General features: G+C 63.2%; 18 protein-coding genes and 1 tRNA gene. 9 read left to right on the plus strand and 10 right to left on the minus strand.

The features are described from left to right. Positions 1 to 3: 3 nt before the first annotated feature. Together D0544_RS09575 and purL are read right to left on the minus strand one after the other, a co-directional pair. Entirely contained in the window at positions 4 to 1,041 is a 1,038-nt protein-coding gene (locus D0544_RS09575) for a S1C family serine protease (protein ID WP_243647312.1), read from the minus strand. A gap of 434 nt (positions 1,042 to 1,475) precedes the next feature. Next, positions 1,476 to 5,378: a phosphoribosylformylglycinamidine synthase gene (purL, locus tag D0544_RS09580; protein WP_125015720.1), complete on the minus strand. Its 3,903-nt coding sequence runs from the start codon at positions 5,376 to 5,378 to the stop codon at positions 1,476 to 1,478. 216 nt (positions 5,379 to 5,594) lie between these two features. On the opposite strand from purL, the gene mltF reads away from it, so the two are divergent. Beyond that, complete coding sequence (gene mltF / locus D0544_RS09585; RefSeq protein ID WP_207905813.1) at positions 5,595 to 7,046, plus strand: membrane-bound lytic murein transglycosylase MltF; 1,452 nt, start codon at positions 5,595 to 5,597, stop codon at positions 7,044 to 7,046. Here mltF and tadA read toward each other — a convergent pair. The 6 genes from tadA to queA form a co-directional block, all read right to left on the minus strand. Beyond that, positions 7,043 to 7,564, minus strand: a complete 522-nt coding sequence (gene tadA / locus D0544_RS09590; RefSeq protein WP_125015721.1) for a tRNA adenosine(34) deaminase TadA — start codon at positions 7,562 to 7,564, stop codon at positions 7,043 to 7,045. The genes mltF and tadA overlap by 4 nt on opposite strands. Positions 7,565 to 7,607: 43 nt before the next feature. Then, positions 7,608 to 8,525, minus strand: a complete 918-nt coding sequence (gene secF, locus D0544_RS09595) for a protein translocase subunit SecF (RefSeq protein ID WP_125015722.1) — start codon at positions 8,523 to 8,525, stop codon at positions 7,608 to 7,610. A gap of 27 nt (positions 8,526 to 8,552) precedes the next feature. After that, positions 8,553 to 10,418: a protein translocase subunit SecD gene (gene secD / locus D0544_RS09600; RefSeq protein ID WP_125015723.1), complete on the minus strand. Its 1,866-nt coding sequence runs from the start codon at positions 10,416 to 10,418 to the stop codon at positions 8,553 to 8,555. Positions 10,419 to 10,502: 84 nt separating this feature from the next. Further along, the gene (gene yajC, locus D0544_RS09605) at positions 10,503 to 10,841 is read right to left on the minus strand and encodes a preprotein translocase subunit YajC (RefSeq protein WP_125015724.1); all 339 of its coding nucleotides are present in this window, start codon (positions 10,839 to 10,841) and stop codon (positions 10,503 to 10,505) included. A 91-nt stretch (positions 10,842 to 10,932) separates the two neighbouring features. Then, positions 10,933 to 12,048, minus strand: coding sequence for a tRNA guanosine(34) transglycosylase Tgt (gene tgt / locus D0544_RS09610; protein ID WP_207905852.1), 1,116 nt, complete (start codon positions 12,046 to 12,048; stop codon positions 10,933 to 10,935). A gap of 17 nt (positions 12,049 to 12,065) precedes the next feature. Beyond that, complete coding sequence (gene queA / locus D0544_RS09615; protein ID WP_125015726.1) at positions 12,066 to 13,118, minus strand: tRNA preQ1(34) S-adenosylmethionine ribosyltransferase-isomerase QueA; 1,053 nt, start codon at positions 13,116 to 13,118, stop codon at positions 12,066 to 12,068. 236 nt (positions 13,119 to 13,354) lie between these two features. Here queA and D0544_RS09620 point away from each other — a divergent pair. The 3 genes from D0544_RS09620 (at position 13,355) to D0544_RS09630 (ending at position 15,824) form a co-directional block, all read left to right on the plus strand. Then, positions 13,355 to 13,441 (plus strand) — tRNA-Leu (locus D0544_RS09620). Positions 13,442 to 13,593: 152 nt separating this feature from the next. After that, complete coding sequence (locus D0544_RS09625) at positions 13,594 to 14,877, plus strand: NAD(P)/FAD-dependent oxidoreductase (RefSeq protein ID WP_125015727.1); 1,284 nt, start codon at positions 13,594 to 13,596, stop codon at positions 14,875 to 14,877. 122 nt (positions 14,878 to 14,999) lie between these two features. Then, the gene (locus D0544_RS09630) at positions 15,000 to 15,824 is read left to right on the plus strand and encodes a helix-turn-helix transcriptional regulator (protein WP_125015728.1); all 825 of its coding nucleotides are present in this window, start codon (positions 15,000 to 15,002) and stop codon (positions 15,822 to 15,824) included. On the opposite strand, the gene D0544_RS09635 is transcribed toward D0544_RS09630, so the two are convergent. Next, on the minus strand, positions 15,821 to 17,287 hold the full coding sequence (locus D0544_RS09635; RefSeq protein WP_125015729.1) for a hypothetical protein: 1,467 nt from the start codon (positions 17,285 to 17,287) through the stop codon (positions 15,821 to 15,823). The genes D0544_RS09630 and D0544_RS09635 overlap by 4 nt on opposite strands. Beyond that, complete coding sequence (locus tag D0544_RS09640) at positions 17,284 to 18,033, minus strand: class I SAM-dependent methyltransferase (RefSeq protein ID WP_125015730.1); 750 nt, start codon at positions 18,031 to 18,033, stop codon at positions 17,284 to 17,286. The genes D0544_RS09635 and D0544_RS09640 overlap by 4 nt, the downstream gene beginning before the upstream one ends. Positions 18,034 to 18,122: 89 nt before the next feature. Here D0544_RS09640 and D0544_RS09645 point away from each other — a divergent pair, with 89 nt between their 5' ends. The 5 genes from D0544_RS09645 (at position 18,123) to D0544_RS09665 (ending at position 23,441) form a co-directional block, all read left to right on the plus strand. Further along, the gene (locus tag D0544_RS09645) at positions 18,123 to 19,097 is read left to right on the plus strand and encodes a glycosyltransferase family 2 protein (RefSeq protein ID WP_207905814.1); all 975 of its coding nucleotides are present in this window, start codon (positions 18,123 to 18,125) and stop codon (positions 19,095 to 19,097) included. A 3-nt stretch (positions 19,098 to 19,100) separates the two neighbouring features. Then, a complete protein-coding gene (locus D0544_RS09650) occupies positions 19,101 to 20,702 on the plus strand; it encodes a tetratricopeptide repeat protein (RefSeq protein ID WP_125015731.1) in 1,602 nt (533 codons plus the stop codon). A gap of 102 nt (positions 20,703 to 20,804) precedes the next feature. Continuing rightward, complete coding sequence (locus D0544_RS09655) at positions 20,805 to 21,791, plus strand: NAD(P)H-dependent flavin oxidoreductase (RefSeq protein WP_125015732.1); 987 nt, start codon at positions 20,805 to 20,807, stop codon at positions 21,789 to 21,791. A gap of 185 nt (positions 21,792 to 21,976) precedes the next feature. Further along, positions 21,977 to 22,684 carry an ABC transporter permease gene (locus D0544_RS09660; RefSeq protein WP_125015733.1) on the plus strand — a complete coding sequence of 236 codons (708 nt, stop codon included), beginning with the start codon at positions 21,977 to 21,979 and terminating at the stop codon, positions 22,682 to 22,684. Further along, positions 22,677 to 23,441: an ATP-binding cassette domain-containing protein gene (locus D0544_RS09665; protein ID WP_125015734.1), complete on the plus strand. Its 765-nt coding sequence runs from the start codon at positions 22,677 to 22,679 to the stop codon at positions 23,439 to 23,441. Before D0544_RS09660 ends, D0544_RS09665 begins: the two co-directional genes overlap by 8 nt. Positions 23,442 to 23,451 lie beyond the last annotated feature (10 nt).

Raw genomic sequence — 23,451 nt, forward strand, 5'->3', positions numbered from 1 at the left:
CTCCTAAAGCGTGGTAAACAGCTTGACCACCTCGCCGGCACGGTAGACCGTCATCTCGATACGATCTCCCTTGTTCAACTGCGCCATCCGTTTGCGAATCGGTGAATCCAGCGACTCCAGCAAACCTTCGGTCAACTGAACCCCCATGATACTGATGATGATGTCCCCCCCAAGCAGGATATCCTCATGGCCGATTTTGACCGGAATAGAGCCGTGCCGCAGCCCCAGGAAATAGGCGGGCGAGTTACGTGCCACCCGCTGCACCAGCAAGCCATAGTCCTGGGGAAGATTCAGCGCCCGCGCCTCATTCTCACCCAACGCCATCACCTCGACCCCGGCCCAGAAGCTCGGATCCTCAAGCAACAGCCTGCGCGCGAGGTTAATGGTAGAGGCAAAGCCCACCCCCTCATTGCCCCCGGAGCGGGTACGAATATGGCTGACGATGCCCACCACCTCACCGGCGATATTGAACATGGGGCCACCGGAGTTACCCTGGTTGATGGCCGCGTCGGTTTGTAAAAACTCTACCGGGGTCAACTGACCGCGTACCCGGCCCGCTTCACGGCGACCGGTCACATAGCCTACCGACAGCGAATGTTTGACCCCGTAGGGTGAGCCGATCACCACCACCTGGTCGCCGATCCGCACCTTGTCGGAATTCCCCAGCTTGGCGACCGAAAGGGACTTGGGCAGGGAATCAAGCTGCAGTAAGGCTACGTCGCTGGAAGCGTTGGCCGCAACCACCTTGGCGGTGATCATCTCGCCAGAGACAAACTCAACTACCACCGCATCGGCCAGCTCAACCACATGGTTGGCGGTCATCACCTGCCCCTCGCGGGAGATCACAACGCCAGTGCCCAGGCTGCGGCTGGAGCGCAACGCGCTGCTTTTTTCCGGGTCGATCACCTGTTCACTCACCCGGATGGTAACGACGCTGGAATCGACCCGCTCAAACAGGTCTGCCAGCGCCTGTGCCCGCACACCGGTGCTGGAGAGGAGAAGCAGCGCGTAGGCCAAGGCGAGTAAGCTGTTTAACGACATCCTTTTCACGGAAGGAACTCCTGGTTGAGGTGATAACCGACGCACCATGACAGTTCTGCCTTCGCGGCGCAAGCCATCAACGAGCAGCGATACCGATGGACAATCTCGTACACATAAGACTACCGAAAACCGACAACCTCCGACAAAAGTGAACTTGATCACAAACCCGATCCACCTATAATCCAAGTATGGATCAAGAGCAATGGAGTACCGCCATGGATGACCAGTTGACTAACAGGGAAATTCTTTTGCTTGGCACCGCCTTTACCTCCCTGTGCACCAGCCTTTACCTGATCCTTAACCAGCTGGGTTAAGGGCCACATCAGGCCGTCCGCTACGGCGATGTTTTTTAACGGCCAGAAACAAAACACCCCGCTCTATGCGGGGTGTTTTGTTTTATGGGCAGGCAGCGCCCGCCGCGGCTCGCTTCCGGATCAGTCCACCCACACCCGGGCGTTACGGAACATCCGCAACCAGGCCCCATCCTCCTGCCAGCTGTCGGGAGCCCAGGAGTTCTGCAACGCCCGATAGACCCGCTCGGGGTGCGGCATCATGATGGTGACACGCCCGTCGAGATTGCTGAGGCCGGCGATCCCTTCGGGGGAGCCGTTGGGGTTGGCGGGGTAACGCTCGGTCACCTGGCCGTAGTTGTCCACATAGCGCAGCGCTGCTACCCCCTGCTGGTTCAGCAACGCCAACTGCTGGGCACTGGCAAACTCGGCGTGACCCTCACCGTGGGCAACTGCGATCGGCATGCGTGAGCCTTCCATCCCCTTGAGCAGGATGGAGGGGCTCTTGTGTACCTCAACCATGGCTACCCGCGCCTCGAACTGCTCGGAGCGGTTACGCACAAAGTGGGGCCAATGGTCGGTGCCCGGGATCAGCGCGTGCAGGTTGGAGAGCATCTGGCATCCGTTGCACACCCCCAGCGCAAAACTGTCGGGGCGCGCAAAGAAAGCCTCAAACTGCTGCCGGCCACGCTCGTTGAAGAGGATCGACTTGGCCCAACCTTCGCCGGCACCCAGCACGTCACCGTAGGAGAAGCCTCCGCAGGCCACCAGCCCCTTGAAGCGGGACAGGTCCACCTGGCCGCTGAGGATCTGGCTCATGTGCAGGTCAACACTGGCAAACCCAGCGCGGTCGAAGGCCGCCGCCATCTCGATATGGCCATTTACCCCCTGTTCCCGCAGGACGGCGATCTCGGGGCGCACTCCACGACTGATGTAGGGCGCGGCAATGTCCTCGTTGATATCAAAGCTGAGTTCGGCGTGCAGGCCCGGATCATCGCGGTCAGCAAGGGCATCGAACTCCTGTCGGGCGCAATCGCTGTTATCGCGCATCGCCTGGATACGGTAACTGGTCTCTGCCCACCAGCGCTGGTACTGCTCCAGCGAGTTCTCCAGAACGGTCTCCCCCGCGAACAGGAAACTGAGACTGTCGGTGGCCTCCACAGAGCCAATTACACTGCTCTGCTCGCCCAGACCCACGGCGGTCAGCTGCTGCAGCACTTCCTCGGTATCCCCCTGGCGCACCTGAATAACCGCACCCAGCTCCTCGCTGAAGAGCACAGCCGCCAGTTCATTCTCAGCGCCGCACAGGCGTTCGAGGTGTACTTCAACCCCGGCACGGCCGGCGAAGGCCATCTCCGCCAGGGTGACAAAGAGGCCGCCATCGGCGCGGTCATGGTAGGCCAGCAGCTTGTTGTCGCTGTTCAGCCCCTGAATGACGGCGAAGAAGGCTTTGAGATCCTCGGCATCGTCCAGGTCCGCCGGGGTCGCCCCCACCTGCTTGTAGACCTGGGCCAGGGCACTGCCGCCGAGACGGTTCTGGCCACTGCCCAGATCGATCAGGATCAGGTCAGTGTCCCCCTCGTCGGTGCGCAGCTGCGGGGTCAGGGTACGACGCACATCCAGCACCGGGGCAAAAGCCGAGATTACCAGCGACAGCGGCGCGGTCACCGACTTCGCTTCACCTTGATCCTGCCACTGGGTTCGCATCGACATAGAGTCCTTGCCCACCGGGATACAGATACCCAGCTCCGGGCAGGTCTCCATGCCCACCGCACGCACGGTGTCATACAGGTTTTCATCCTCGCCAGGGTGACCTGCGGCGGCCATCCAGTTGGCCGACAGCTTGATGTCCCCGAGCTTGCCAATGGAGGCGGCGGCGATATTGGTGATCGCTTCGGCAATCGCCATGCGACCGGAGGCCGGCGCGTCCAGCAGGGCGACCGGCGTACGCTCACCCATCGACATCGCCTCACCCGTTACCCCGATGTAATCGGTGGCGGTCACGGCGCAATCGGCCACCGGCACCTGCCAGGGGCCCACCATCTGGTCACGGGCCACGGTACCGGTAATGGAGCGGTCACCGATCGTAATCAGGAAACTCTTGCTGGCCACCGCGGGCAGCTTGAGCACCCGCTCGGCGGCCTCGGCCAGGTCAACCCCCTGGCCATCAAACGCCTGGGGGGTAAAGCTCTGGCGGGTCACACTGCGATGCATGCGGGGCGGTTTACCCAGCAGTACCGACAACGGCATATCCACCGGATTGTTGTCAAAGTGGCGATCCCCTACCCTGAGGTGGCGCTCCTCGGTCGCCTCCCCGATCACCGCATAGGGGCAACGCTCACGCTCGCACAGGCCGACAAAGCGGTCCAGGTTTTCCGGCGCAACCGCAATCACGTAGCGCTCCTGGGACTCGTTACACCAGACCGCCAGCGGACTCATGCCGGGCTCATCATTGGGAACATTGCGCAGCTCAAAGTTGCCGCCACGGCCGCCGTCGTTCACCAGCTCCGGAAAGGCGTTGGAGAGACCACCGGCGCCCACGTCGTGGATAAAGGCGATGGGGTTGGCATCACCCAGCTGCCAGCAACCGTCGATCACCTCCTGGCAACGGCGCTCCATCTCCGGGTTGCCCCGCTGCACCGAGGCAAAATCGAGGTCGGCGTTACTGGTACCGGTCGCCATGGAGGAAGCGGCGCCTCCGCCCAGGCCAATCTGCATGGCGGGACCGCCGAGCACGATCAATTTCGCCCCCACCGGGATTTCGCCCTTCTCGACGTGGTCTTCGCGGATACTGCCAAGGCCGCCGGCGATCATGATCGGCTTGTGGTAACCACGCATCTCGACCCCGTTGACGCCGGGAGCCTGCTCTTCGAAGGTGCGGAAGTAGCCACACAGGTTAGGACGGCCAAACTCATTGTTGAAACTGGCGCCGCCAATGGGCCCCTCAATCATGATATCCAGGGCCGACACGATGCGCTCAGGTTTGCCGTAGTCACCCTCCCAGGGCTGGCGGAAACCGGGAATATTGAGGTTGGACACGGTAAAGCCGGTGAGACCTGCCTTGGGCTTGGAGCCACGGCCGGTGGCTCCCTCATCGCGAATTTCACCACCGGAGCCGGTGGCCGCGCCGGAGAAAGGGGCGATCGCGGTCGGGTGGTTGTGGGTCTCCACCTTCATGAGGATATGCACCTTCTCCTCGGAGGCCTGGTAGGTGCGGGTATCGGGGTTGGGGAAAAAGCGGGTGGCGCTGAACCCCTCGATCACCGAGGCGTTGTCCTTGTATGCGGACAGCACCCCTTCGCTGTGCATCTGGTGGGTATTGCGGATCATGGCGAACAGGGATTTCTCCTGGGCTTCACCGTCGATATCCCAGCTGGCGTTGAAAATCTTGTGGCGGCAATGCTCCGAGTTCGCCTGGGCGAACATCATCAGCTCCACATCGGAAGGGTTACGCCCCATCTGCTGGAAGTTGTCCACCAGATAGTCGATCTCATCCTCGGCCAGCGCCAGCCCCAGGGTGCTGTTGGCCGCCACCAGAGCCTCGCGGCCACCGCCGATGACATCCACCCGGGTCATGGGGGTGGGCTCGGCATGGCTGAACAGCGCTTCGGCCCCGGCACTGCTCTCGAGCACCGCCTCGGTCATGCGGTCGTGCAGTGCCGGCAACAATGCCTGGGTCTGCTCTGCGGTCAGGGGCTGACCACTCTCGATGTAGTAGGCGATGCCGCGCTCGATCCGCAGTACCGGATCAAGGCCGCAGTTGCGGGCAATGTCGGTCGCCTTGCTCGACCAGGGGGAGATGGTGCCCGGGCGCGGCACCACCAGCAGTAGTTGGCCTCTGGGCTCATGGGCCGCCATCGCCGGGCCATAGCGCAGCAGTTGATCCAGCACCCGTGCCTGTTCTGCCGACAGCTCGGCGTCAAGGTCTGCAAAGTGCAGATACTCCGCATAGAGGCCGGTCACCTCAGGCACCAAGGCCTTGAGCGTCGTTAACAGTTTATTGGCACGAAATTCTGAAAGGGCAGGTGCGCCACGCAACTCAAGCATCGGTAGACTTTCCTCTGGCAGGCATCTGAAACGGCTGGTCAGGACCATAAGCCATGGCCCACAGCCCCCGAAACTCGGAGGGTTTCCAGCTCAATCCGGGGGGTTAAAAATTGCGCGTATCATACTCCATTCCCCCGCCGACAACCAGCCGCAGGTTCCTCCCGGGAGGCGAACGCAGTATGATGTCGCCTGTATCCAATCAAGCCGCAGGTGAGTATGGGAATTGGTCGACGTTCAGGCTCCCTATCAGTAGGGGCACTGGCGGTCTGTGCTGCCATGGGCCTGCTGCTGGCGGGTTGTGACAAGCCGACCCAGCTGGAGCAGCTCAAGCAGCAAAACCGGATACTGATGCTGACCCGCAACACCCCCACCACCTACTACAACGACCGGGATGCCCCCAGCGGCTTCGAATACGAGCTGGCCAGCCGGTTTGCCGAGGAGCTGGGAGTCGAGCTGCAGGTGCGGGTGATCAACTCGATCGACCTCCTGTTGCAGACCCTGATGCGTCCCGCCTTCGAACAGCCCGTTACCTTCGCCGCCGCCGGGCTCAGCATTACCCCCGAGCGCCAGCGCCGGGTCGCCTTTGCCTCCCCGTACAAGAACATCAACCTGCACCTGGTCTACAACCGATTCCTGACCAAGCCGACAAGCTTTGACGAGCTCACCGAGGGGGAGCTGAGGGTCGAGCAGGGCAGCCACCACGAGGAGCGGGTGCGCTCACTGATCGGCGACTTCGAGCCCAACTGGAGCAGCAGCAATGAGCTGGAGAGCATGGACCTGCTGCAGATGGTGAACGACGGCGAGATCGCCTACACCATCGTCGACTCCAACCTCTGGGCCACCAATTACATCTATTTCCCCAATGCCCGTATTGCCTTCGACCTCCAGCCCGGTGAGCAGGTGGCCTGGGCCTTTGCCAAAAGCGACGACCGCAGCCTGGTAGAGAGGGCAGAGCAGTTTTTCCAGCGGGTCGAGGAGGATGGCACCCTGGAGCAACTCAACGAGCGCTTCTATGGCCATATCGACCAGCTCGACTACGTCGGTGCTCGCACCTTTATGCGCCAGTTGGACCGACGCCTGCCGCGCTATCGGGAGCTCTTCATGCAGGCCGCGGAGGAGGAGGAGCTCGACTGGAAACTGCTGGCCGCCATCGGCTATCAGGAGTCCCATTGGCGTGCCAAGGCCCGCTCCCCTACCGGGGTTCGTGGGCTCATGATGCTGACCCTGCCCACCGCCAAGGAGATGGGGGTGGATAACCGACTCGACCCGGTGCAGAGCATCAACGGGGGCGCCCGCTATTTCGCCCGGATCAAGCGTCGTATCCCGGAGCGCATTCCGGAGCCCGACCGCACCTGGATGGCCCTGGCCGCCTACAACGTCGGCCACGGCCACCTGGAGGATGCGCGGGTCATCACCCAGCGCCGGGGGGGCGATCCCGACCGCTGGATCGACGTCAAGGAGAGCCTGCCGCTACTGGCACAAAAAAAGTGGTACAAGGGAACCCGCTACAGCTACGCCAGGGGGCACGAACCAGTGGTCTACGTGCAGAACATCCGCCGTTACTACGATGTTCTGCAATGGCTCGAGGCGCCCCCCAACGAGACCACCCAACTGGCACAAACCAGCCACCAGCCCGGCATTACCGAAGAGCCCGAGCTAACTCCCTAAGTCGAATCACCCCGGGAGCGCTCGCGCTCGGCGCGTTTTTGTGCACGACGACGGCGAAAAAAGCCCGATATCAGCTCGGAACACTCCTCACCCCGCACCCCACCGCTCACCTCGACCCGGTGATTCATGGTCTCCAGTTCGAGCACTCGAGCGCGGCTCACTACCGCTCCGGCCTTGGGCTCGGTGGCACCGTACACCAGTCGATCGATACGGCTGTGCACAAGCGCACCGGCGCACATGGTACAGGGTTCCAGGGTAACGTAGAGGGTACAGCCGAGCAGGCGGTAGTTGCCGAGGGTACGGGCGGCCTCTTCGAGGGCGAGAATCTCGGCATGGGCCACCGGGTTGCAGCTGCTGATCGGTTGGTTGAAGCCCCGCCCGACCACCACGCCATCACGGACCACCACCGCCCCCACCGGCACCTCATCCCGCTCGGCCGCATGGCGCGCCTCGTTCAGGGCAAGGCCCATCCAGTGCGCGTCAGCGGTGGGCTCAGGCTGGTCGGGTGGCGTTTCCATGGGAGAGAAAAAGAGGGGCTACCGCAGGTGTAGCCCCGGGCCGCTAGGGCATCTGGTCCGCTTCATCCTCCTCCTTCTGCGGCGGCAGAAGGTCTTCACGGGTGATGTCCATGAAGAGCAGGATGTTGGCCGCCACGTAGATGGAAGAGTAGGTACCGACACCCACACCGATCAGCAGCGCCAATGCGAAGGCATGGATCATCTCCCCTCCAAAGTAGAAGAGCGCCACCAGCACCATGATGGTGGTCAAGGAGGTGATAATGGTCCGACCAAAGGTCTGGGTCAGGGAGGCGTTGATGATCTCGATCTCGGTTCCCTTGCGCATCTTGCGGAAGTTCTCGCGGATACGGTCGGATACCACGATGGTGTCGTTGAGTGAGTAACCGATCACCGACAACACCGCCGCCAGCACCGTGAGGTCGAAACCGACCCCCAGGATCGAGAACACCCCGAGGGTGATGATCACGTCATGGGCTAGGGCGACCACCGCCCCGATGGCAAATTTGTACTGGAAGCGGATGGCGATATAGACCATCACCAGCGCGAGCGCCAGCAGCATGCCCAAACCGCCCTGCTCACGCAGCTCCTCACCCACCTGCGGGCCGACAAACTCGACCCGGCGCAGATCGATCTGCCCGCTATAGCCCGCCTGCAGGGTGTCGACGACCTTGTCACCCAGCTTGGGATCATCCCCGGTCAGGCGGATCAATACGTCGGTGGCACTACCGTAGTCCTGCACCACCGAGTCCTTGAAACCGGCACTGCCCAGGTCGTCGCGAATCTTCTGCAGGTCCGCCGCCCTGTCGTAGCCCAGCTCGACCAGGGTACCCCCGGTAAAGTCGAGCCCGAACTGCAGGCCATTGACCGCCAGCGAGGCGATGGAGCCCAGCACCAGGGCGATGGAGAGGGCGGCGGCCAGCATCCGCGCCCCCATAAAATTAATCACTTTATTGGCTGACATAAGTGTCTCTCTCCCGTTCCGCGACCATCAAATCCACAACCGCTTGAGCTGGCGGCCGCCGAAGCTCAGGTTCACCATGGCCCGCGTTACAACAATCGCGGTAAACATGGAGATGATAATGCCCAGTGACAGGGTCACCGCGAAGCCCTTGACCGGCCCGGTGCCCACGGCGTAAAGGATCACCGCCACCAGCAGGGTGGTGATGTTGGCGTCCAGGATGGTCACAAACGCGCGGTCATAACCCTCATGGATCGCACGCTGCGCCGACAGTCCGTTCTTAAGCTCCTCCTTGATACGGGAGAAGATCAGGACGTTGGCATCCACCGCCATACCAACGGTGAGTACGATACCGGCAATACCCGGCAGGGTCAGGGTAGCTGACAGCATCGACATCAGGGCCACCAACAGCGCCAGGTTGAGGGTCAGGGCGATATTGGCAAACAGGCCAAACACCTTGTAGTAGACGAGCATAAAGATCAGTACCAGGGCGAAACCGATCACCACCGAGTTGATCCCCATGCGGATATTGTCCTTGCCCAGGCTCGGGCCCACGGTGCGCTCCTCCACAAAGTACATGGGAGCCGCCAGGGCACCGGCACGCAGCAACAGGGCCAGCTCGGAGGCCTCACCCACGCCATCGAGGCCGGTGATGCGGAAGCTGGTGCCAAGGGCACTCTGGATAGTGGCCAGGCTGATAACCTCGCGCTCTTCCCGGAAACCGGGCACCCGAACCTGCACCTTCTCCCCGTTCACCTCCTGGGTTTCGATACGGGTGGTCGGCTTCTGCTCGATAAAGAGGACCGCCATCCGGCGACCGACATTGTCGCGGGTGGCGCGGTTCATCAGCTGACCACCGCTGCTGTCGAGGCGAATGTTGACCTGCGGGCGGCCGTTCTCATCAAAGTTGGACTGGGCATTGGAGACCCGGTCACCGCTGATAATGATATTGCGCTCAAGGCGTGCCGGCGCTTGGCGGTTCTCCTTGAAGGGGAAGGTCTCGGTCGAACTGGCGGCCGCATCGGCGGTGGCTTCCAGGCGGAATTCGAGGTTGGCGGTCTTACCCAGGATACGCTTGGCCTCGGCGGTGTCCTGCACCCCCGGCAACTGCACCACGATGCGGTTACGGCCCTGACGCTGAACCAGTGGCTCGGAAACCCCCAGCTCGTTGACCCGGTTACGCACCGTGGTCAGGTTCTGTTTGATCGCATAATCCTCGATCTCTCGAACCTGGGTCTCCTTAAGGGTAAAGCTGAGGAAGAAGCCCTCCGCCTCCTCGTAGCTGTTGATTGCCAGCTCCTGGAACTCGTCGGCGATTCGGCTGACCGCTTCATCGCGGGTTTGCTCGTCGGCAAACATCAGCTGGCGGGCGCCGTTGTCCAGGTCGGGGGCGGAACGATAACGCAACCGCTCCTTACGCAGCAGGGTGCGTACCTCGCTGTTGTAGACCTTCAGGCGGGTATCCACCGCGCGCTGCATATCCACTTCCAGCAGGAAGTGGACACCACCACTGAGGTCCAGGCCCAGCTTCATGGGGCCGGCCCCCAGGGAAGAGAGCCACTCCGGGGTGGTGGGAGCCAGGTTGAGGGCGACCACGTAGTCGTCCCCCATAGCACGCTGGATCGCCTCCTTGGCAGCCAGCTGATCCTCGATATCGGTCAGGCGCAGCAGGGCCGATTTCTCCAGCAGTTCACTGGCTTTGAGGGGAATATTGGCCTCGACGAGAGACTTTTCGGCCCGCTCGATAGTGCGCTGGTCGATGGTCAACGAGGTGCGCAGGCCGGAGATCTGGATCGACGGATCATCCGGATAGAGGTTGGGGAGCGCGTAGATGGCACCCACCACCAATGCAACGACGATCAGCAGGTATTTCCAAAACGGGTATTTATTGAGCATCGTGGTGCCCTAGTGGTTATCCATGGAAAAGCCGCAGCCCGCTACAAACGGGGCTGCGGCCGACGGCACAGCGGCAAGGCGATATCAGATCGCCTTGATGGTGCCCTTGGGCAGCGCAGCCGCGATGGAGACTTTCTGGAAATTCAACTCAACGTTGTCGGCGACCTGCAGGGTAACGAACTCATCGTTTACCTTGGTCACCTTGCCCAGGATACCGCCACTGGTCACCACCTCGTCACCCTTGCTGATGCCGCTGACCAGCTCTTTGTGCTCTTTGGCACGCTTGCTCTGGGGACGCCAGATGATGAAGTAGAAGATCAGCACGAAGCCGCCCAACATCAGCAATTGACCGACCATGCTGGGACCGGCGGCGGCACCGGCAGCGGCGGTTTCGGCTACAGCTTCACTGATAAAAAAACTCATGTCTTACTTCTCCAAAAAGGTTATTAGAAAACGGAATTCAAAGGACCCCGCACCGGGGTTCGGATCGACCCTGGCGCGTTAAACAAGCGGGCTAGTCCAGCGGCGGCGTTTCCAGCCCCCGCTTACGGTAGAACTCATCCACAAAGTCGCTCAATTTACCCTGTTCAATGGCATCTCGCAAACCCGCCATCAAGCGCTGGTAGAAGCGCAGGTTGTGGATGGTGTTCAACTGTGACCCCAGAATCTCGTTGCACTTGTCCAGGTGATGCAAATAGGCACGACTGAAATTGCGGCAGGTGTAGCAGTCGCACTCGGCATCGAGGGTGGAGGGGTCACGCTTGTGGGGGGCGTTGCGAATCCGCACCACCCCGGTGGAGGTAAAGAGATGGCCGTTGCGGGCGTTGCGGGTCGGCATCACGCAGTCGAACATATCCACCCCGCGGCGTACTGACTCGACAATATCTTCCGGCGTCCCTACCCCCATCAGGTAGCGGGGGCGATCCTCGGGCATCAGCGGCGTCACACCGTCGAGCACCTTCATCATCTCCTCCTTGGGCTCGCCCACCGAGAGGCCACCGATGGCGTAGCCGTCGAAGCCGATCTCGTTGAGGCCCGCCAGGGAGCGCTCACGCAGGTGCTGGTGCATCCCCCCCTGAATAATACCAAACAGGGCGGAGGGGTTGTCGCCGTGGGCCTCCTTGCTGCGCTTGGCCCAACGCAGGGAGAGCTCCATCGAGGTTTCGGCGGTCTTCTCATCGGCGGGATAGGGGGTGCATTCGTCGAAGATCATGACAATGTCCGACCCCAGCTCCCGCTGCACCTGCATCGATACCTCGGGGCTCAAAAACACCTTGGCGCCATCCACCGGCGAGCGGAACGAGACCCCCTCCTCGGTGATCTTGCGCAGATCCCCCAGGCTGAATACCTGGAAACCGCCGGAGTCGGTGAGGATCGGTCCCTGCCAGCCATTGAAATCGTGCAGATCGCCGTGGGACTGGATGATCTCGGTCCCCGGGCGCAACATCAGGTGGAAGGTGTTGCCGAGGATGATCTGGGCACCGATCTCCTCGATATCCCGCGGCAGCATGCCCTTGACCGTACCGTAGGTGCCGACCGGCATAAAGGCGGGGGTCTCCACCACACCCCGAGGAAAGGTCAGGCGCCCGCGGCGCGCGCGGCCGTCACTGCCCAGCTGTTCAAAGGTCATAAAGCATTCTCGGCTCATCACATCGACTCCTGCATTGAGCGGGGGGAGGCCGGGCTCAACAGCATGGCATCTCCGTAACTGAAAAATCGGTACTTCTGTTCCACCGCCACCCGGTAGGCATTCATCATCGTCTCGTAGCCAGAAAAGGCGGACACCAACATCAGCAGGGTGGACTCCGGCAGATGGAAGTTGGTCACCAGCAGGTCCACCGAGCGGAAGCGGTAGCCCGGGTAGATAAAAATATCGGTCTCACCCCGGTAGGGGCGAATCTCACCCGCCTGGCTGGCGCTCTCCAGGCAGCGCACACTGGTGGTACCCACCGCCACCACTCGCCCACCCCGGGCACGGCAGGCGTTGACGGCATCACAGACTGCCAGCTCCAGCTCAAGGTACTCGGAGTGCATCTGGTGGTCTTCAATCCGCTCCACCCGCACCGGCTGGAAGGTGCCCGCCCCCACGTGCAGGGTAACAAAGGCGGTCTCGATCCCCTTGTCGGCGAGCCGCTGCAACAGGGCTTCGTCGAAATGCAACCCCGCAGTGGGCGCCGCCACCGCCCCCTGGTGACGAGCGTAGACGGTCTGGTAGCGCTCGCGATCCGACAGCTGGTCGTCCCGCTCGATATAGGGGGGCAAGGGCATATGGCCGTGCCGCTCCAGCAGCTCCAGCACCGGGCTCTCCCCCTCGAAGCGCAACCGGAACAGGCTCTCCTGCCGCTCCACCATGGTCGCTTCGATCCCCCCCTCCAGCAGCAGCCGGGTACCCGGCTTGGGGGACTTGCTGGAACGCACATGGGCCAACACCTCGTGGGCATCCAGCACCCGCTCCACCAGCACCTCGATCTTGCCCCCCGACGCCTTCTGCCCGAACAGGCGGGCCGGGATCACGCGGGTGTTGTTCATCACCAACAGGTCCCCCGGCTCCAGCAGCTGCTCGAGGTCGGAAAAAACACGATGCTCCAGCGCCCCGCTCTGCCCATCCACACAGAGCAAACGGCTGCTGCTGCGGTCGGGTTTCGGGTAGCGGGCGATCAGCTCATCGGGCAGATCAAAGCGAAAATCACTGACTTGCATGGGGTATGGGGGGCACAGGAAGCAAAAGGCCGGCGATTTTACCCAAAATTGCCCGCTGGCGCCACGCCAACCGAACCCCGAAGCCCCCAAAGCGCCAACCACAGGAGACAGGTTGCAGCCCAGGCGGAGGCTAAAAAGGCAGCGGCGGGCAATTGACCTTAAACCCCACTTTGCTATACTGCGCGCCGTCAAGCAGTGCGGCATCGCCCGCTGCGGCCCAGGATGGGCCAAGCTGTGCCAGAGTGGTGAAATTGGTAGACACAGGGGATTCAAAATCCCCCGCCCTTAAAAGCGTGCCGGTTCGAGTCCGGCCTCTGGTACCATCCCTAAAGCCCGCCATCGAAGCGGGCTTTTTTGTGCCCGCCGATCGGCCCGGGCCGAACCTACCCCCCGGGGGGTATATCCCCCATCCCCCGCCTGAACCTAGAGTGACCCCATAGCACACCGCTGCCACCCGATCTTCAGGAGAGTTGCCATGAACCCGATTGCCCACACCGGCTCCTATTACGCGGCTTCGGCCAACGACACCCGCCAGCGCCCCTCTCTGAATGGCGAGCTGAACGCCGATATCTGCGTGATCGGCGCCGGTTATACCGGCCTCTCCAGCGCCCTGCACCTGGCAGAGAGCGGTTTCAAGGTGGTAGTGCTGGAGGCCAGCCGCATCGGCTTCGGTGCCTCGGGTCGTAACGGCGGCCAGATCGTCAACAGCTACAGCCGTGATATCGACTTTATCGAACGTCACTACGGTACCGAGGCCGGCGCGCAGCTGGGCAAGATGGCCTTCGAGGGAGGGCGTATCATGCGCCGCATCATCAGCCAGTACGGCATCGCCTGCGACCTCAAGGCCGGCGGCATCTTCGCCGCCTGCAACCCCAAGCAGCTGCGGGAGCTGGAGGCCAAAAAGCGCCTTTGGGAGGCCCATGGCCATCAGGAGCTGGAGCTGCTCGACGCCGACTCGATCCAGCAGCACGTCGGCAGCCAGCGCTACAGCGGCGGCCTGCTCGACCACCAGAGCGGCCATATCCACCCCCTCAACCTGGCACTTGGAGAGGCGGCCACCATCGAGTCCCTGGGGGGGCAGATCTTCGAAGCCTCGCCGGTGATCCGCGTCGAAGAAGGGGCCAAACCCCGGGTACACACCGCCAACGGCAGCGTCAGTGCCGACTTCGTGGTGGTGGCGGGTAACGCCTACCTGGGTGGGCTGATCCCCAAGCTGCAGCAGAAGGCGATGCCCTGCGGCACACAGGTGATCGCCACCGAGCCCCTCGACCCCAGCCTGCAGAAACAGCTGCTGCCCAGCGACCACTGCGTCGAGGATTGCAACTACCTGCTCGACTACTACCGCCTCTCCGGTGACGGTCGCCTGATCTACGGAGGCGGCACCACCTACGGCGCCCGCGAACCGTCCAAGGTCGAATCCCTGATCCGCCCCAAGATGCTCAAGACCTTCCCCTCCCTGGAGGGGGTGCGGGTCGATTACGCCTGGACCGGCAACTTCCTCCTCACCCTGATGCGCCTGCCCCAGTTCGGTCGCATCGGCAGCAACATCTACTACGCCCAGGGCTACAGTGGCCACGGACTCACCTGCACCCACCTGGCGGGCAGCCTGATCTCCGACGCCATTCAGGGACAGGCGGAGCGCTTCGATGTGTTCGCCCGCCTGCCGCAGCCCCCCTTCCCGGGCGGACGCCTGCTGCGCATCCCCTTCACCGCCATGGGGGCCTGGTACTACAACCTGCGGGACCAGCTGGGGGTCTGACCCCGCCGCGTCGGTAACGACCACTTTCGGCGCCCTTTCCATCGGTGGCGGTGGCGGGCACAATGCAGCCATCCCTAACCACTCGGGGGCGGGCTGCCCCGCTCCCCGCCGCAGCGAACCCCATGACCGACAAACCCAGCGCTATCGCCCTCAACGCCCCCTGGCAGAAAAACCTGGCGGTGCTGATCGACCACCATCGCCTGCGCAGTTTTCCCGTCAACCTGGAGGCCTACCTGGGCACCCTGTGCCGCTTCGACACCTTCCTGATGATCACCTTCAAGGAGTCCTGCCAGCCGATCATCATCCACCCCACCGACCCCGACCAGCAGAGCCAGAGCCTGCGTCACTACCTGGACCGCGCCTACGTACTGGACCCGCTGTTCAACGCCATCCAGCAGGGGCTGCCGCCGGGAGTCACCCGCCTGGCCCAGATCATGCCGGACTCCTTCGAGGCCACCGAGTATTACCAGAGCTGCTACCAGAACTTTGGCCTCAAGGATGAGATTGACCTCTGCATCCGCCTCGACGAGCAGACCACCTGCGCCATCGCCCTCGGGCGGCGCACCGAGCTGGGGCCCATCACCCGCAGGGAGTTGAAGCAACTCAGCGAGCACTACCCCCTGATCGATGCCCTGGTGCGCCAGTTCTGGCTCAGCCAGGCGGCGGACTATGTGCAGTACGAGCGCTCCGATGGCCCCCTGAAGCAGGCGTTGGACAGCTTCGCCAGCGGCGTCCTGACCCAGCGGGAGCGGGAGGTGACCGCGCTGATTCTCAGGGGCTTCTCCACCCAGGCGATCGCCGAGACGCTGGGCATCAGCGCCGCCACCGTCAAGGTGCACCGCAAGAACATTCACGCACGCCTCAACACCTCCACCCAGTCGGAGATCTTCTCGCTCTTTATTGCCCACCTGGGCGCGCGGGAGGCCCCCGCAGGCCCGCCCGCCTAGGGGGCTGGCGGAGCAGGAGGAGGGTACCCGACCCGGGTCCACTCAGAGATAAAGGCATTGGAAAAGGTTTGCCGGTAGGGGCCATGGCGCGTCAGCTGGTAAAGGTAGCGCTCCAGCCCCGTCTCCGCGGTCTGGTCGAAGACGATCTTGTCAAAGCGCCCCGCAAGGATCTGCTGGAACAGCGGCTCCAGTTCGATCCGCCCCGAGCGCTCCAGCAGTTCCAGCAGGAACCAGTCGATCGCCACTACGCGCTGGCTCTGGATCGACAGCCGCTCATCCACCAGCAGGAGGGTGCCGGGGAAGGCCCGGTAATGGTCGGCATAGCGCCGCACCGGCATGCCGCGATCCTCATACTGGGCCACCACCGTACTCCCCTGCTCCAGCAGCAGGCGCCCCGATTGCCAGGCCTGCAGCGACAGCGCCGCCAGCACCAGTACCCTGACCGCCAGCGGCGCCTGCCGCAGGGCAACCCCCAGCGCCAGCAGCAGGAAGATCACCAGTTCGCCGAAATAGCTGTCGCTGGCGCCGGCCTTGCCCGCGATCATAAAGGTCCACAGCAGCGACAAGGGCAGGGAGACGCGCAACAGCAGGGGTGCACTGCGGGCCGGGAGGCACCACAGCAGGACGATCAGGGCCGCCACCCAGAAACCGGGGTAGCGCTGGAACAACATGGGTCCATAGTAGGCCGCATGCTTGAACGGAGTCATCGCGTTTGACCCCATCGCCAGCAGGGTGTGCTGGAAGGCAGCAACGCCCCAAAACCATCCCATCAGCAGGTAGATCACCGTCAGTCCGGCCAGCATCAAGAGGGTAAAGGTGAGTAGATCTCGCCAGCGGCGCTGGATCAGAAGCCAGGCAAAAATCGTTGCGGGGATCAGTATGTAGGACTGCTTGACCGCAAACGCCAACAGGCAGCACAGTGCCGCCAGTGCCAATGAGCGACGTGACTCCTGTGCGGCAAGGTACCAGCCCAGAAACCCCAACAGCATCGCCAGCGACTCGGGGCGCAGGCGAAAAAAGTCCGGCACCGTTAAACCAAAGATGGTAAAAAACAGACCGAACAGCAGTACCGCGCTCAACCGGTCAGCCTGTTTCCTGCCCCACCAGGCCAGCAGCGCCGCCAGCAGTAGAGCGGCTCCCCAGCTGATCAGGCGCCCTCTCCAAAGCGCCTGGTCGGGGGAGTCCGACAGCCAGGCGGTCGGCAGGTAGGTGAGCGGATTGTAGACCCGGTATCGGTAGAGGTGCTGGTGCCACTCGGGGTAGAGGTCGCCCCCCGCCAGCAGCCCTACAATGCCGTCGTAAACAAAGCCTTCGTAGCGCGAAACAACATGAGAAATACTCAGCGCCTCAAAGGCCGCCAGCAGGTTGACCAGCGCCACCGCCAGAAACACCAGGGCCAGTGCACCGCCCCACCCCTTGAGCAGTTCCTGTTGGCCCAGCCGCTGAAGCAGTCCCTCCTTCACCGTCCACCTCCCGGATCACCGGCACGGCTCGCCAGGGCCAGCAGTGAGACCCCCACGGGAAAACCGAGCCCTCGGCCGATGCAGTGGCGCTCCCAAGCGAAGACCCTAAACAGCAGGGTGTTTAGCCACGGTCCCGGCATCTGGTCGTCGGCGCCCCGGAGCAGACCGAGCCGGGAGCCGAGCCGAGCCAGTGCGATCAGTGGCAGCAAAAGGCTATTGAAATACTTCACGCGCTCGACCCTGAAACCGCTCTCCTCCAGCAGCCGACGCAGCTCCCCGGCCTGGTAGCGGCGATGATGATGATGACGCTCGTCGTGCGCGCTCCATAGCGCCTGCAGGGCCGGAACCGTCAGCAGTAATCGTCCGCCGGGGGCTAACCGTTCCAGCAGCCGTGACAGCGCCGCCCTGTGTGGTTCCACGTGCTCGAGCACATCCATCAGCACAATCAGGTCGTAGGGGACATCGCTTTCCGGCAGGGCATCCGGTAACGATCCCGCCAACAGCTCTACCCCGTGCACCTCGGCGGCCAACTGACGGGCCCTGGCATCGGGCTCCACGGAATCGACAGAACCAAACGCCTTCAGCATCGCGCTGTTACCGCCGGTCCCGGCCCCCACCTCAAGAATGCGGAGCTCAGGGCCCAGCCCAAGACGCCGGATCAGGTCGGCAACAATGGCGCGCCTTCCCCTGAACCACCAGTGCTTCGACTCCAGTCGCGCCATCTGTTCGTATACGTCAGCGTCCATCTGCGGGGAAATTTCCTTAGAATCAACAGGGGTTTACAGCGGATTATCCAGCGCATAAAGTCTCACATCAAGCCAATAAGGAAATCTCCATGCACGGCAGCACCGCCCTGATCAGCCTGATCGTTCCCTGCTTCAATGAGCAGCACAACCTCGACGCCCTCTATCGGCGACTGATCGAGGTGATGTCGGCGCAGCCCCTGGCGTTCGAACTCATCCTCGTCAACGACGGCTCCACCGACCAGACCCTGCAGGCGATCCAGGCACTGAGCCGGCAGGACAAAAGGGTGCGCTACGCCAGTTTCAGCCGAAACTTCGGCCACGAAGCGGCCTCCAGCTGCGGCTTCGAGCTGGCCCGGGGAGACGCGGCCATCCTCCTCGACGCCGACCTGCAGGACCCACCGGAGCTGATCCCGCAGATGATCGAGCGCTGGCAGCAGGGGGCACAGGTGGTCTACGGCAAACGCACCAGCCGCTCGGGGGAGAGCCTGGGCAAGCGCGCCACCTCCTACCTCTTCTACCGGCTGCTCAACCGCCTTTCCTCGACCCCGATTCCCGCCGACGTGGGTGACTTTCGCCTGGTGGATCGCGTGGTCATCGACCATTTCAACGCGCTACCGGAGCGCAACCGTTTCGTGCGCGGCATGTTCTCATGGGTCGGTTTTCGCCAGGAAGCGATCCCCTTCACCCGCGAAGCGCGTCACCAGGGGGAGACCAAATACAACTGGCTCAAGCTGTTTGTGCTGGCCTTCGACGCCGTCACCGCCTTCAGTGTCTCCCCGCTTCGCCTCTGCTCACTGGTGGGGCTACTAGTGACCCTGGCCAGCTTCAGCGCCGCCATCGTGGTCAGCTTGCAGAAGATCTTCTGGGGTATGCCGATCCCCGGTTACGCCTTCGCGACTGCCGGTATGTTCCTGCTTGGCGGGGTGCAGCTGTTGTTTCTTGGCATGATTGGGGAGTACATCGGCAAGATCTACACCCAGGTGCAGGGACGCCCCCTCTATATCATCAGTGAAACCGAGCCTTCGAAGGAGTCGACAGGTGAGCCGCAGGGAGCCGGCGACTGAGCCATGACCAGCACCTCCAACCCGCGAGCCTCGCTTTTACCCTGGTGCCTGTTGCTGCTAGTGGCCTCTCTCGTGCCCTACTACCAGGCACTGCTGTCGGGCTTTGTACTGGATGACTGGCCGGTGATCGTGGAAAACCCGGCCATCCGCTCGCTGGATTCGATCGCCAGCTTTTTCACCCAGAGCGTCTGGAGCAACACCCCGGAGCGCTCCAGCAACTTTATCTATCGCCCGCTTTTTCTCTTAACCCAGGCCCTCAACTACCAGCTCTGGGGGCTGAACCCGCTGGGCTACCACCTGCTTAACCTGGCGCTGCACTGCGCCAACACGCTCCTGCTGCTGCTGATCCTGCGCCGCCTGCTACCCGCCGCCAGCCTCAACGCCCTTGGGCTGGCCTGCCTGCTGTTCGCACTTCATCCCACCCATGTGGAGTCGGTCAACTGGATCGCCGGCGTCACCGACCCCCAGCTGACCGCCCTGATCCTGATCAGTTTCTACGCCTACCTGCGGGGCGACCAGCGGGTCTGGTTGCTCCTCTCCTGGGTCGCCTTTGCCCTCGCCCTGTTAGCCAAGGAGGTCGCCGTCAGCTTTCCGCTGCTGTTACTGGCACTCCACCTGCTGCGACGCCAGCCGCTTCCCTGGGCCCGCTGGCTGCCATTCCTGGGGTTGACGCTGGCCTATTTTATCCTGCGCTCACAGGCCCTCGGCAGCGGGGTCGCGCTGGGCCGTTTCAACCTCGACCAGCTGCCCCTGCTGCTGGGGTTCAGCGGCCAGTATCTGCAGCTGCTGGTGATCCCCTGGCCCTCGGCTTACTACTACAACGCACCCATGGAGCCGCTCTCGATTCTCATTGGCTGGCTGGTCATCCTCGGTCTGGGCCTGCTCTGCTGGCGTGCCTGGCAGCGTGCCCAGTGGGTATTGCTGCTGGGTGGCGCCTGGTTCGCGGCCAGCCTGGCACCGGCTCTGGCACTCGCGCTGCTCGATAACCCCACCTTCGCCCAGCGCTTTCTCTACCTGCCCTCGGCAGGCGCCGCCATCGCCCTGGCGGCGGTGTTGAGTTCCGTCCGGCTGAGTCGCCCGCTCTATGCCGGCCTGGGGCTGGCCGCGCTGCTGTTCGCTGGCCTCTGCGTGCACTACAGCAGCCACTGGAAAAGCGACCAAAACTTCTACCTCTTTGCATTGGAAAACAGTGGCCAGCATCGCGGCCCGATTGTGGGCCTGGCGCGCACGGTCGCCCGGGAAGAGGGCTCTTTGACAACGGCGCAGTTGCTGGAACTGATCGAGCAGCGCTTTCCCGACCCCGGTCAACATGCCCTGACCCTCGAGACGGTGGGAACCGATTACGGCCAGCGCGGCCAGCTCGAGTTGAGCGACGCCATCTTCAGGCATCTGCTGGACCGCTACCCCGACTACGCGATGGGCTGGTTTGGGTTGGGTAACCTTGCCTGGATGCAAAAGGATCTCAAGGGGGCGGTCGCCCACTACCTCAGGGCCGCACAACTACAGCCGCGGGATCCGCAGATCTGCCAGAACCTGCAAGCCGTCCTGCGCGCTGCCCGCGACCCGCAACACCGAAGTGACTTCCAGCGCCTCTGCCGCGACTGAGCTGGCCCTTAAGCAGGCACTGGCCGGGCTCGAGCCGAGCAAGCGCTTGCTTATCAAACAGGCTAGCGACTACCATGGAGAAAAACCTTACCGGAGATTCCCATGGCGATTCCCTCCTCCCTGGCCCCCCATCTCAGCCTGCCGCTGGTGTGCGCCCCTATGTTCCTTGTCTCGGGCAGCGAGCTGGTGAAAGCCAGCTGCCTGCAGGGGGTGGTCGGCACCTTTCCAGCGCTCAACCTGCGCACCAGCGAGGCCTTCGAGCAGCAATTGATCGAGATCAGCGAGACCCTTGAGGCCGCACAGAGCGCCGACCCGCAACGCTCCATCGCCCCCTATGGGGTCAACCTGATCGTCCACGGCACCAATCCGCGCCTGCAGGAAGACCTTGGCCTCTGCATCAAACACCGGGTCCCGCTGGTGATCACCTCCCTGGGCGCTGCCGCCGAGGTGGTCAACGCGGTTCACGGCTACGGCGGACTGGTGTTCCATGATGTCACCAACCTGCGCCATGCCCAGAAAGCGGCTGCGGCCGGAGTCGACGGCATCATCGCCGTGGCCGGCGGCGCCGGTGGCCATGCCGGCACCCAAAATCCCTTCTCACTGATCGCCGAGATCCGCCGCTTTTTCAGCGGCACCCTGCTGCTGGCCGGCGCCCTCTCCCGCGGTGAAGACCTGCTCGCGGCCCAGGCGATGGGAGCCGATATGGCCTACATGGGAACCCGCTTTATCAACACCCGGGAGTCCCTCGCCAGCAGTGACTACAAGGCGATGGTCATCGAGGCGGGGGCCGCTGACATCATCCATACTCCGGCGGTGTCCGGGGTACCGGCGAGCTTTATGCGCCAAAGCCTGGAACGGGCGGGATACGACCTCGCCCGACTCAGTAAGCCCGGTGACATCAACTACGGCGAAAAGCTGAAACCCGCTGATGATGAGGCCAAGGCGTGGAAAACCGTCTGGTCCGCCGGTCACGGGGTGGCGGTGATCGACGATCTCCCCAGCGTCGAAGCACTCTGCCATCGGCTCAAGCAGGAGTACCACGACGCCCACCAGCGCCTGCTGGCCGACAGCGCCCCCTTTATCCTATAGCCCTCTCCTGCCGAACCCGCGCCGGGCTCGGCACCAGCGCCTCCCTGCACCCCGGCGATAGCCGGGGCCCAACTCGCCTCTTTCATCCCCCAGCCAGGTTCCTCGACCTTGGTACCAGTTGCTTTTTCCTTGCCAGCGGCACAAAATCGTAAAATAAACATACAAGCACACAAAAAAGTACTTAAATGCAGGATTTCAGTGCCGCCTTTCAACTGGCTTTCCAACTCGCCCTCTCGGCCGACCCGGACCTGTTGGAGATCATCGGGTTATCCCTGCGGGTCAGCGTCAGCGCTGTGCTCCTCTCCTGCCTGCTCGGCTTGCCCCTGGGGGCCCTGCTGGCGATCAGCCGTTTTCCCGGCCGCAGCGCCGCCCTCATCCTGGTTAACGCCCTGATGGGCTTGCCCCCGGTGGTGGTGGGGTTGCTGGTTTACCTGATGCTCTCCAACGCAGGCCCCATGGGAGGCTTCCAGCTGCTCTATACCCCGACCGCAATGGTGATCGCCCAGACCCTGCTGATCACCCCCATCGTCGTGGCCCTCTCCCGCGAGGTGATCGAGCAGCTGCACCACGACTACGCCGAGCAGTTCCGCTCTCTGGGGATCTCCCGTCGCGTCGAGGTGCAGGCGCTGCTGTGGGATGCCCGCTACAGCCTGTTGACGGTGGCGCTGGCCGGCTTTGGCCGGGCGATCGCCGAGGTGGGGGCGGTGATCATGGTCGGTGGCAACATCAACCACCTGACCCGGGTGATGACCACCGCCATCGCCCTGGAGACCTCCAAGGGCGACCTGGCCCTGGCCCTGGCCCTGGGAATGGTACTGATTCTGATCGCCCTCAGCGTCAACGCGCTGGTAATGGCCCTCAAGTTGAGCGCGGCGAGGCAAGCCTATGCTTGAGATCGCCGAACCTTTGGTTGATAGCCGCCGCCCCGAGCATTGCCTGCTGCCCGGTGAGGCGATCGGGCTCGGTTACCGGGTGCGGGGGAAATCCCTGCTGGAGCAGATCGACCTGCGCATCGAAGGCCGTGGCACCAGCGTTATCCTCGGCCCCAACGGCGCCGGCAAGAGCCTGCTGCTGCGGCTGCTCCACGGCCTGCTGGAGCCCACCCAGGGTGAGGTGCGCTGGGGAGGCAAACCCCTGGACCCGTCCCTACAACGCAGCCAGGCGATGGTGTTCCAGAAACCCGTTCTGCTGCGCCGTTCGGTGGCAGCCAACCTCCGCTTCGTCCTCACCCTCGAGGGGCGCCCGCCACGCCGCGTGTTGGATAGCCGCATTAATCAGCTGCTTGAGGGGGTGGGCTTGCGGGAACAGGCCGAGCAACCGGCCCGCCTGCTGTCGGGAGGTGAGCAACAGCGGCTGGCGATGGCACGGGCGCTGGCCCTCAATCCCCAGGTGCTTCTGCTGGATGAGCCGACCGCCAGCCTCGACCCCGCCTCCACCGCCGCCATCGAGGGGATCGTGGAGCGCTGTGTCCAGGCGGGTATGCGCGTCCTGTTCGTGACCCACGATCTCGGCCAGGCCCGCCGCCTGGCCGACGAGATCATCTTTATCGACCAGGGCCGGGTGACCGAACGGACCCCGGCCGCCTCTTTCTTCGAGCAACCCCAGTCCCAGGCCGCCCGCGACTACCTCGCCGGGCGCCTGCGATTCTAGCCCCGGGAGA

Origin of the sequence: Aestuariirhabdus litorea (genome assembly GCF_003864255.1) — a bacterium.
In the GTDB taxonomy this organism is placed as follows: domain Bacteria; phylum Pseudomonadota; class Gammaproteobacteria; order Pseudomonadales; family Aestuariirhabdaceae; genus Aestuariirhabdus; species Aestuariirhabdus litorea.

Coding starts and splice junctions, on each gene's coding strand:
- D0544_RS09660 (WP_125015733.1), top strand. CDS start 21,977: ATGCAGGATTTCAGTGCCGCCTTTCAACTGGCTTTCCAACTCGCCCTC.
- D0544_RS09655 (WP_125015732.1), top strand. CDS start 20,805: ATGGCGATTCCCTCCTCCCTGGCCCCCCATCTCAGCCTGCCGCTGGTG.
- tgt (WP_207905852.1), bottom strand. CDS start 12,048: ATGACCTTTGAACAGCTGGGCAGTGACGGCCGCGCGCGCCGCGGGCGC.
- D0544_RS09650 (WP_125015731.1), top strand. CDS start 19,101: ATGACCAGCACCTCCAACCCGCGAGCCTCGCTTTTACCCTGGTGCCTG.
- D0544_RS09630 (WP_125015728.1), top strand. CDS start 15,000: ATGACCGACAAACCCAGCGCTATCGCCCTCAACGCCCCCTGGCAGAAA.
- yajC (WP_125015724.1), bottom strand. CDS start 10,841: ATGAGTTTTTTTATCAGTGAAGCTGTAGCCGAAACCGCCGCTGCCGGT.
- mltF (WP_207905813.1), top strand. CDS start 5,595: ATGGGAATTGGTCGACGTTCAGGCTCCCTATCAGTAGGGGCACTGGCG.
- D0544_RS09640 (WP_125015730.1), bottom strand. CDS start 18,033: ATGGACGCTGACGTATACGAACAGATGGCGCGACTGGAGTCGAAGCAC.
- D0544_RS09575 (WP_243647312.1), bottom strand. CDS start 1,041: ATGTCGTTAAACAGCTTACTCGCCTTGGCCTACGCGCTGCTTCTCCTC.
- D0544_RS09625 (WP_125015727.1), top strand. CDS start 13,594: ATGAACCCGATTGCCCACACCGGCTCCTATTACGCGGCTTCGGCCAAC.
- D0544_RS09665 (WP_125015734.1), top strand. CDS start 22,677: ATGCTTGAGATCGCCGAACCTTTGGTTGATAGCCGCCGCCCCGAGCAT.
- secF (WP_125015722.1), bottom strand. CDS start 8,525: ATGTCAGCCAATAAAGTGATTAATTTTATGGGGGCGCGGATGCTGGCC.
- D0544_RS09645 (WP_207905814.1), top strand. CDS start 18,123: ATGCACGGCAGCACCGCCCTGATCAGCCTGATCGTTCCCTGCTTCAAT.
- queA (WP_125015726.1), bottom strand. CDS start 13,118: ATGCAAGTCAGTGATTTTCGCTTTGATCTGCCCGATGAGCTGATCGCC.
- tadA (WP_125015721.1), bottom strand. CDS start 7,564: ATGGAAACGCCACCCGACCAGCCTGAGCCCACCGCTGACGCGCACTGG.
- purL (WP_125015720.1), bottom strand. CDS start 5,378: ATGCTTGAGTTGCGTGGCGCACCTGCCCTTTCAGAATTTCGTGCCAAT.
- secD (WP_125015723.1), bottom strand. CDS start 10,418: ATGCTCAATAAATACCCGTTTTGGAAATACCTGCTGATCGTCGTTGCA.